This window comes from Streptomyces sp. NPDC091289, assembly GCF_044757365.1.
Taxonomy (GTDB): Bacteria; Actinomycetota; Actinomycetes; order Streptomycetales; family Streptomycetaceae; genus Streptomyces.
This window is the reverse complement of the sequence record NZ_JBIVUT010000001.1, coordinates 82,286-90,535: the sequence shown is the minus strand read 5'-3', so window position 1 is coordinate 90,535 and position 8,250 is coordinate 82,286. Positions and strand designations below refer to the sequence as shown.

At 72.2% G+C, this 8,250-nt stretch carries 9 protein-coding genes; 8 read left to right on the top strand and 1 reads right to left on the bottom strand.

Annotated elements, in window-relative coordinates:
- Positions 1-94: 94 nt before the first annotated feature.
- On the bottom strand, positions 95-985 hold the full coding sequence (locus ACIQPT_RS00430; RefSeq protein WP_401150810.1) for an ABC transporter substrate-binding protein: 891 nt from the start codon (positions 983-985) through the stop codon (positions 95-97).
- Positions 986-1,297: 312 nt separating this feature from the next.
- Here ACIQPT_RS00430 and ACIQPT_RS00425 point away from each other — a divergent pair, with 312 nt between their 5' ends.
- The 8 genes from ACIQPT_RS00425 (at position 1,298) to ACIQPT_RS00390 (ending at position 8,209) form a co-directional block, all read left to right on the top strand.
- Complete coding sequence (locus tag ACIQPT_RS00425; RefSeq protein WP_401150807.1) at positions 1,298-2,023, top strand: siderophore-interacting protein; 726 nt, start codon at positions 1,298-1,300, stop codon at positions 2,021-2,023.
- Positions 2,024-2,031: 8 nt separating this feature from the next.
- On the top strand, positions 2,032-2,910 hold the full coding sequence (locus ACIQPT_RS00420; protein ID WP_401150804.1) for an alpha/beta fold hydrolase: 879 nt from the start codon (positions 2,032-2,034) through the stop codon (positions 2,908-2,910).
- On the top strand, positions 2,907-4,625 hold the full coding sequence (locus ACIQPT_RS00415) for an ABC transporter ATP-binding protein (RefSeq protein ID WP_401150801.1): 1,719 nt from the start codon (positions 2,907-2,909) through the stop codon (positions 4,623-4,625). Before ACIQPT_RS00420 ends, ACIQPT_RS00415 begins: the two co-directional genes overlap by 4 nt.
- Entirely contained in the window at positions 4,618-6,339 is a 1,722-nt protein-coding gene (locus ACIQPT_RS00410; RefSeq protein WP_401150799.1) for an ABC transporter ATP-binding protein, read from the top strand. Before ACIQPT_RS00415 ends, ACIQPT_RS00410 begins: the two co-directional genes overlap by 8 nt.
- Positions 6,340-6,440: 101 nt before the next feature.
- Positions 6,441-6,998, top strand: a complete 558-nt coding sequence (locus ACIQPT_RS00405) for an FABP family protein (RefSeq protein ID WP_401150797.1) — start codon at positions 6,441-6,443, stop codon at positions 6,996-6,998.
- A gap of 86 nt (positions 6,999-7,084) precedes the next feature.
- The gene (locus ACIQPT_RS00400; RefSeq protein WP_401150795.1) at positions 7,085-7,513 is read left to right on the top strand and encodes a DUF4190 domain-containing protein; all 429 of its coding nucleotides are present in this window, start codon (positions 7,085-7,087) and stop codon (positions 7,511-7,513) included.
- A 49-nt stretch (positions 7,514-7,562) separates the two neighbouring features.
- On the top strand, positions 7,563-7,949 hold the full coding sequence (locus ACIQPT_RS00395; RefSeq protein WP_401150793.1) for a VOC family protein: 387 nt from the start codon (positions 7,563-7,565) through the stop codon (positions 7,947-7,949).
- Positions 7,950-8,131: 182 nt separating this feature from the next.
- Entirely contained in the window at positions 8,132-8,209 is a 78-nt protein-coding gene (locus tag ACIQPT_RS00390) for a 50S ribosomal protein bL37 (protein WP_370454205.1), read from the top strand.
- Positions 8,210-8,250 lie beyond the last annotated feature (41 nt).

The following is an 8,250-nucleotide window of genomic DNA, read 5'->3' as shown; positions in this document are numbered from 1 at the left end:
ACGGTCGTCACACGCCCGAGGGGGATCCGGCACCGACCGGATCCCCCTCGGGTGCGCCCCACGGGCCGAGGGCACGGCTCGGCCCCGCGGCCCGCTACATCTTCTTGAGCATGGCCTCGATCTCGTCGACCGTGGCGATGGCGAAGCTGTAGTTGGCCATCACGAAGTGCCGCGAGGGGAAGGCCCGTCCGGCCTTGACGGCGGGCACGCCCTTCCACAGTTTGTGGTCCAGCAACTGCTGGGTCGTGGGCGTCGCCTTACCGTCGGCCTGCACCGAGTAGATCAGCGCGTCGCAGTCCTTGAGGACGTCCATCTCCTCGTAACTCTTCGGCACGAAGCCCGCCTCCTTCTCGGGCAGCCCCGCCCCGATCCGCAGACCGACATCGCGCATCACGGTGACCAGCGGCGTCCCCAGGAAGAACTTGCCGTTCGGGCCGCCGCTCAACGGAGCCCAGGTGGTGGTCTCGATCTGCTTGCGGTAGGCGGTTTTCACCTCCGCGAGCCGGCCCTCGTACTCCTTCTTCCTCTCGGCCAGTTGGCTCTCGCGGTTGACCGCCTTCGCCAGTTTGGCGATCTGCTCGTTCCAGAACGCCCCGCTGGTGTGCCAGTCGAAGTAGGCCACCGGCGCGATGGTCTTGAGCGGAGCCGACTTCTCCTTGTAGAACTGATCGATGATCAGATCAGGCTTGAGAGCCGCGATGGCCTGGGAGTTGGGGGTACCCGACGCGCCGATCGTGGCGACGTCCTTGAGCTGCTCGTAGCTGTCCTTGGGGAGCAACTGGGGGTTGGCCGCCCCGTCGGGGATGCCGACGGGAACGATTCCGAGGTCGAGGAGCATCAGCGCGTCGTAGTTCTCCAGAACCACCACCCGCTGGGGGCTCTCCGGGACCTTCACGGTCCCGTTGTCCGTCTCCAGGCTGCGCGTCGCCGCGCCGGACGGCTCCTTGGATCCGCCGTCCGAGACCTTGTCGTCGGACTCGCTCACGCCACAGGCCGTCAGCCCTAACGCCGCCGCGGCACCCGTGAGTCCGCCGAGGACGCGCCTGCGCCCCACCGGGCCGGACAAGACACGTGAACGTGCCATGTTCACTCCTTCGTCGAGAAAACAGAGAGATCTTCCGGCCGCATCAGGAGGCCGCCAGAAGTAAGGTATGCCTAACCTATCGCTTCCGGGCAGGATTCAGGGAGCCGACCGTCCCGATCAGCAACGAGGAGTTCGCACACCATGAGCACGGCCGCGACCGAAGAGCACCGAAACCGCAGGCCAGGGCGCATACATGTGACGACCGTGCGCAGAATGCGACGCATCACCCCCCGCATGGTCCGGCTGACCCTGGGAGGTGACGATCTGTCGGACTTCAGCAGCAATGGGAGTGATCAGCATGTCGCCCTCTATTTCTACGAGCCCGGCGTCGAACTGCCCCGGCCCTTCACCACCGACGCGGCCCGGGCGCTCCTGCCCACCGCCAAACCGCGCCTGCGCCGCTACACCATCCGCGACCACCGCCCCGAACTCCACGAGGTCGACATGGACTTCGTGCTGCACGGCCCCGACCAGCTCGCCTCCGGATGGGCCGAGAACGTCGAGCCGGGGGACGAGGTGATCTGGTTCGGACCGAGCCCCGCCTACCCGGTGGCTCCCGTCACCGACTGGACCCTCCTCCTGGGCGACGAGACGGCGCTCCCCGCCATCGGCGCGATCCTCGAGGAACTCCCCCCGGACCACCGTGTCCTGGCCGTCGTCGAGGTCGCCGACCGGGCCGAGGAACAGCCCCTGCCCACCCGCGCCGACGCCACGGTCACCTGGCTCCACCGCCACGACCGCGCCCACGGCGACCCCCTGCGCGAACACGCCACGGCCCTCCAACTCCCGGACGGGCAGGGGCGGGTGTGGGGCGGCGCGGAACGCGGTGTCATGCGGGAGCTGCGCCACCACTTCGTCCAGGTCCGCGGCCTCGACCGCGCCGACACCCACCTGACCGCCTACTGGACCCAGGGCGAAACCCAGGACAGCGAGGTCTGACCCCCACCATGCCTTCCGTATCCCTCAACGGCATCGACCTCGTCCACGACGACACCGGCGGCGACGGAGAGCCCGTGGTGCTCGTCAACGGCACCGGCGCCACCCGCACCGCCTGGCGCGCCCACCAGACCCCCGCCCTGGTGGCCGCGGGCTACCGGGTCATCGCCCCGGACAACCGCGGCATCCCGCCGAACGCCTTACCTCCCGGCGGCATCACCCTGGACACCATGGCCGCGGACCTGGCCGCCCTGATCGAGCACCTTTCCCTCCCGCCCTGCCGCGTCGTCGGCTTCTCCCTCGGCGCGTCCATCGTCGGCGAACTCCTCCTCACCCGGCCCGAACTCGTCAGCCAGGCCGTGCTGATGGCCGGCCGGGCCCGCCTCGACACCTTCGGCTCCGCCGTCTCCGGCGCGGCCGCCGACCTGCACGACAGCGGAGCCGCCGTCCCCGCCTCGCACCGGGCCGTCTTCCAGGCCCTGTGCTACCTGTCGCCCCACACCCTGCGCGACCCCGGCGCCGTACGGGACTGGCTCGACATCTTCACCTACGCGGGCGGAGCGACGGGCCCGGGCGTCCGCGCCCAGTACGAGGTCATGCGCGGCATCGACCAACTGCCCCGGTACGCCACCCTCGACGTACCGCTCCTGTGCATCGGCTTCGCCGACGACGTCATGATCCCGGCGGCGGCCACCCGGGAGATCGCCGACACCGTCCCCGGAGCCCGCTACACCGAGATCGAACGCTGCGGCCACTACGGCCACCTCGAACGCCCCGCGGAGGTCAACGCCGCCATGCTCGACTTCTTCGCCCGCCGCCCCGAGGGCGCGAGCCCCGCCGTCCCCGGTCGCGTCGCGTCCGCACCCGCATCCGGACGGGGTGGAGCGTGAACGCCACGACCGAGAAGCAGCGGCCGTACGAACCCACCACCCGCGACGGGCTGAGACTCCTCACGGGCTGCCTCCGCGACCGCCCCGGCCTCGCCGGCCTCGCGGTCCTCGGCGGACTCGTCTACCAGCTCGCCCTGATCGCCCTGCCCTGGTTCATCGAACGCGCCGTCGACCAGGGCATCGTCCACGAGGACCGCTCCGCCCTCCTCCACTGGGCCCTGGTCATCGTCGGCGCCGGCATCCTCGCCGCCCTCGCGGAAATGGTCCTCGGCTGGTACTCCACCCTCCTCGCCACCACCCAGGGCAACCGCCTCTACATCGCCCTGGCCGACCGCGTCTCCCGCCTCGACACCCGGACCCTCGCCCGGTACGGGGAGGGCGACCTCGGCATGCGCGGCACCCGCGACGTGGACCTGGTCCGCGGCTGGCTCTCCGGCGTCGCCTCGTTCCTCACGGGCGTCACCGGATTCATCGTCATGATCGTCGCGATCATGCGGCTCGACCCGCTCCTGGCCCTGATCTGCCTCCTGTGCGTACCGCCCCTGGTGTGGATCAACACCTACTGGTTCCCCAAGCGGTTCGGCGCGGCCAACACCGCGCTCTCCGCCGCCCACGGCAGCCGCGCCGACGCCGTCGAGGAACTGCTCTCCGCCAGCGCCGCCGTCCGCGGCCTCGGCGGTGAACCCGCCCTGGTGCGACGCCACCACGAGCGCAGCGCCACGGTCACCGAACACACCCTGATCACCGGCCGGGTCTCCGCCGGGTGGGCCGCCCTCTCGCCCTTCGTGCCCGCCCTCGCCATCGGCGCCGGCCTCGGCCTCGGCGGCGTCGCCGTACTGCGCGGCACCATGTCCGTCGGCGGCATCGTCGCCTTCACCAGCTGGATGAGCATGCTCGTCCTCTGGGTCGGCGTCATCACCCTGCGGATCAGCCAGCTCAGCCAGGCCACCACCGCGGCCCGACGCCTCCAGGACGTCCTGCTGCCGCACCCCACGGACCGGGCCCCGGGAACGGCGGCGCTGCCCGCGACCGGTGACCTCACCGCCGAGGGCGTCGCCCACAGCGCCGACGGCCACCGGATCCTCGCCCCGGTCGACCTCACCGTGCGCCCCGGCGAACTGGTCGCCGTCACCGGCCCCACCGGCTCCGGCAAGACGACGCTGCTGAGGATCCTCGCCGGACTCCTCCCGCCCACCACCGGCACCGTGCGCTTCGGCGGCCGCCCACTGGAGGAGGCCGACACCGCCGAGGTCCACGCCCGGCTCGGCTACGTACCGCAGCGCCCCGTCACCGTCAGCGGAACCCTCGCCGACAACCTCCGCCTCGGCTCCGCCCACACCGACGACGAACTGCGCCATGCCTGCCGAACCGCCGCCCTCGACGACTACCTCGACACGGCCCCCGACGGCCTCGACACCCTCGTCGGCGAACGCGGCAGCACCCTCTCCGGCGGCCAGCTCCAACGGCTGGCCCTCGCCCGCGCCGTCCTGCGCAAGCCTCCCGTCCTCCTCCTCGACGACATCACCTCCGCGATCGACACGGCCACCGAACGCACCCTGCTGGAAAGGCTGCGCGCCTGGTCCGGCGGGACCGCGATCGTCTGCGCCACCCACCGCGGCGGCTTCCTCGACGCGGCCGACCGCACCCTGACCCTCGCCCCGGCCGAGGCGGCCGCCCCCGACGACACGGAAGAGCGGGTGACCACCGGTGGCTGAGCACCAGCGCCTGACCGCGACCCCCGACCAGCGCCGCGTACTGCGCAGAGCCTGGCCGCACATGCGGCCCGAGCGCCGGGGCATCACCCTCGCGCTGCTGGCCGGAGCCGCCGCGACCGCCACCACCGTCGCCGTGCCCGCCGTCATCGGCGCGGGCGTCGACGAGATCCTGGAGCGGGACCGCTCCGGCCTCTTCACCGCCGTCGCCGCCCTCACCGTACTGGCGCTGCTGCGGCTGTTCCTGTTCCGCCAGTCCGAACTGCTCCTCATCGCCGTCGGCGAACGCGTCGTCCGCGCCCTGCGCGAACTCGCCGTCACCCGGCTCTCCCGGGCCCCGCTCCGCTTCCTCGAAGCCCACCCCTCGGGCGACCTGCTCCGACGCACCACCACCGAGATCGCCGACCTCGCCAACTTCGTCCGCAGCCAGCTCCCCGACGTCCTCACCGTCGCCGCGTACCTCCTCTTCACCACCGTCCTGCTGCTCACCTACTCGCCGCTGCTGACCCTCGCCCTGGCCGTGGTGTTCGTCCCCGCCATCGTCACCGTCCTGCGGCTCTTCAAGAAGGCCGCCAACCCGGCCTTCGCCGCCGAGGCCGCCGCCGCCGGCACCGTCGCCACGACCTACCGCGAGCTCGTCCAGTCCCGCGAGATGCTCCAGACCGGCGGCGGCATCGGCTTCTGGCGCGAGCGGTTCCTCGCGGACAACGAACGCCGCTACCGCGCGGCCCGGCGCAGCCAGCGCAGCCTGTTCCTGATCAGCCTCGCCCGCATCGTCCAGAGCCTCACCACGGCCGTGCTCCTCCTGGTCGGCGGCTGGCTCGCCGCCCGGGGCTCCATCAGCGTCGGCACGGTCGTCGTCTTCATCCTCGCCACCCGCCAGCTGTTCGACTCCGCCACCCAGGCGTCCAACCTCGTCGGACAGGTGCAGATCTCCCTCGTCGGCCTCGCCCGGCTGCTCGACCTCCTCACCACCACGGCCCCCCGCGCCGGGATCCACGCCCCCCGGCCCGCACCGGACGACGCCGCGGCGCGGAGCCCGGTCACCGCCGAACGCGGCGCCCTGGACATCGAGGACCTCCACTACTCCTACGTGGCGGGCACCGAGGTCCTGGGCGGGCTCTCCGTACGGGTGGAGGCGGGCGAGCGCGTCGGCCTCGTCGGCCCCACCGGCTCCGGCAAGACCACCCTCGCCAAGATCGTCACCGGCCTCTACGCCCCCGACAGCGGCACTGTCCGCTACGACGGCCACGACCTTGCCGCCCTCGCCCCCGCCGAACTGCGCCGCCGGATCGTCCTGATCCCGCAGCGCGTCCACATGATCGAGGGAACCCTCCTCGACAACCTCCGACTGGTGCCCGGCGACCCCGACGAACAGAGCATCGCCGAGGCCGTCGAACACCTGGGCCTCACCGGGTGGATCAGCTCGCTCGACGAGGGGCTGCACACCGACCTCGGCCGCGGCACCGGCCGGCTCTCGGCCGGTGAACTCCAACTGATCGGCCTGGTCCGCGCGGCACTCCTGGACCCGGCGGTCCTCGTCCTCGACGAGGCCACCGCCGACATCGACCCCGACACGGCACGCACCCTGGAAACCGCGATCGACACCCTCAGGGCGGACCGCACCCTCATCGTCATCGCCCACCGCGAAGCCACCATCAAACGGCTTCCCCGCATCATCCGCCTCGACGAGAACGCCCTGCTCGCCCACAACTGAACTCCCGCCGACGGCAGCCCCGCACACCCCTGCGGGGCTGCCGTCGTCCCCTAGGCTGCGACTCCGAGCCGGACCGACCCGACCCAGGAGCGCACCCACCCATGCACGACCCCGTCCGCCAACTCCCCTTCCCCGACGCCCTCCGCCCCGACGCGTCCCCCGCGCCGCACCCCCTGCTCGCCCCGGTGACCGGGTATCTCGGCACCTGGCGGGGCACCGGCCGCGGCGGGTATCCGACGCTGGAGGCGGACTTCACGTATGCGCAGGAAGTCACCTTCAGCCACGACGGCCGGCCCTTCCTCGCGTACGAGGCGCGGGCCTGGCTGCTCGACGCCGACGGGCACCCCCTGCGGCCGTCCGCCCGGGAGAGCGGGTGGTGGCGCCTGCAGCCCGACGGGCGGGTGGAGGCCCTGATCACCCAGCCCACCGGCATCGCGGAGATCTCGGTCGGCCACGCCCGCGACGGCTCGGTGGACCTCGCCACCGAGCGGGTGTCCCTCGCCCCCACGGCGAAGGACGTCGATGCCACCCGCCGCCGCTACACCCTGACGGCCCCGGACACGCTCAGCTTCGTCCACGACCTCGCCGCGATCGGCCGGCCGCTGCAGCACCACCTGTCGGCGCAGCTCCGCCGAGACGCCCCTGGCCAGCGCATTTAGTTGCCGGAGCGTGACCAAACCGGCGCATGGAGACCGGGCCACGGGGCAGGTGGACGAAAAGCCAGGAGAACAGGAGCACCTCCCCGATGTCCCTTCCCTCGTACCCGGATCCTTCGTACCCGGGTCAGCCCACCGCCGGTCCCGACCCCTACGCCGCCCAGGGGCCCGCACCGACGAACGGGTTCGCGGTCGCCGCCCTCGTTCTCGGCATCATCGCCTGCCTGTCCTTCTGGACCGTGGTGGGCGGGCTGCTCCTCGGCCTGCTCGCCATCGTCTTCGGCATCATCGCCGCGCTCCGCACCCGCCAGGGCCGCGCGCCGCGCCGGGTGATGGCGATAGTCGGCGCCGCGTTCGGGGCGCTCGGGCTCATCGGTTCCGCGGTCGTCCTCGTGCTGGCCATCTCCGTCCTGGACTCCCAGGAGTTCAAGAACTTCGAGGACTGTCTGAACCGGGCCAGTGGCCAGGCGGCCGAGAACCGGTGCACGGACGACTTCATCGACGACCTGGGCAACTGACCGGTCCCGGGGAGCCCGCCCGTCGGGGCCGAAGGCGTACGCTCGGCCCATGGTGCACGTACTGGGCAGCAGGATTCTGCTGCACCCCACCGACCCCGAGCGTTCCCGCGCCTTCTACGGCGAGGCCCTGGGCCTCGCCGTCTACCGCGAGTTCGGTACGGGCCCCGAGCGCGGCACGGTCTACTTCCTCGGCGGCGGGTTCCTGGAGGTCTCCGGCCGGGGCGAGGAGCCGCCCTCGTCGGCCGTGCGGATCTGGCTCCAGGTCGAAGACGCCGAGGCCGCCCACGACGAGCTGCGGGCGAAGGACGTGACCGTCCTGCGACCGCCGAGGCGCGAACCCTGGGGCCTGGTCGAGATGTGGATCGAGGACCCCGACGGGGTGCGGATCGCCGTCGTCGAGGTGCCGGACGACCACCCGCTGCGCTACCGGCCCTGAGCGCCGGAATCCCGGCCGGCGGCCTCCGCACACCTGTCCACACCCGCCCGGTGCGCACCGCCGGTTGCGTGCGCACCGCGGGTTTGCCACGGTGTCCCTGGGCAGGCGTCCCGGTGATCTCCGGGCCACCCGTCCGCCGACCGCCCGCAACGGAAGCACACAGCAGAGAGATGGAGGGGTCGATGTCCTCGAAGCGACGTCGTAAGAAGAAGGCCCGCCGCAAGAACGGCGCGAACCACGGCAAGCGTCCCCAGAGCTGAGACCGCGCCGCGGCCCCACCGGGCGGAGGAGCCCGGTGGGG

Bases quoted from the DNA above. Each gene is read 5' to 3' on its own strand.
- ACIQPT_RS00395 (WP_401150793.1), top strand. From the start codon at position 7,563: ATGGTGCACGTACTGGGCAGCAGGATTCTGCTGCACCCCACCGACCCC.
- ACIQPT_RS00405 (WP_401150797.1), top strand. From the start codon at position 6,441: ATGCACGACCCCGTCCGCCAACTCCCCTTCCCCGACGCCCTCCGCCCC.
- ACIQPT_RS00390 (WP_370454205.1), top strand. From the start codon at position 8,132: ATGTCCTCGAAGCGACGTCGTAAGAAGAAGGCCCGCCGCAAGAACGGC.
- ACIQPT_RS00425 (WP_401150807.1), top strand. From the start codon at position 1,298: ATGCGACGCATCACCCCCCGCATGGTCCGGCTGACCCTGGGAGGTGAC.
- ACIQPT_RS00400 (WP_401150795.1), top strand. From the start codon at position 7,085: ATGTCCCTTCCCTCGTACCCGGATCCTTCGTACCCGGGTCAGCCCACC.
- ACIQPT_RS00420 (WP_401150804.1), top strand. From the start codon at position 2,032: ATGCCTTCCGTATCCCTCAACGGCATCGACCTCGTCCACGACGACACC.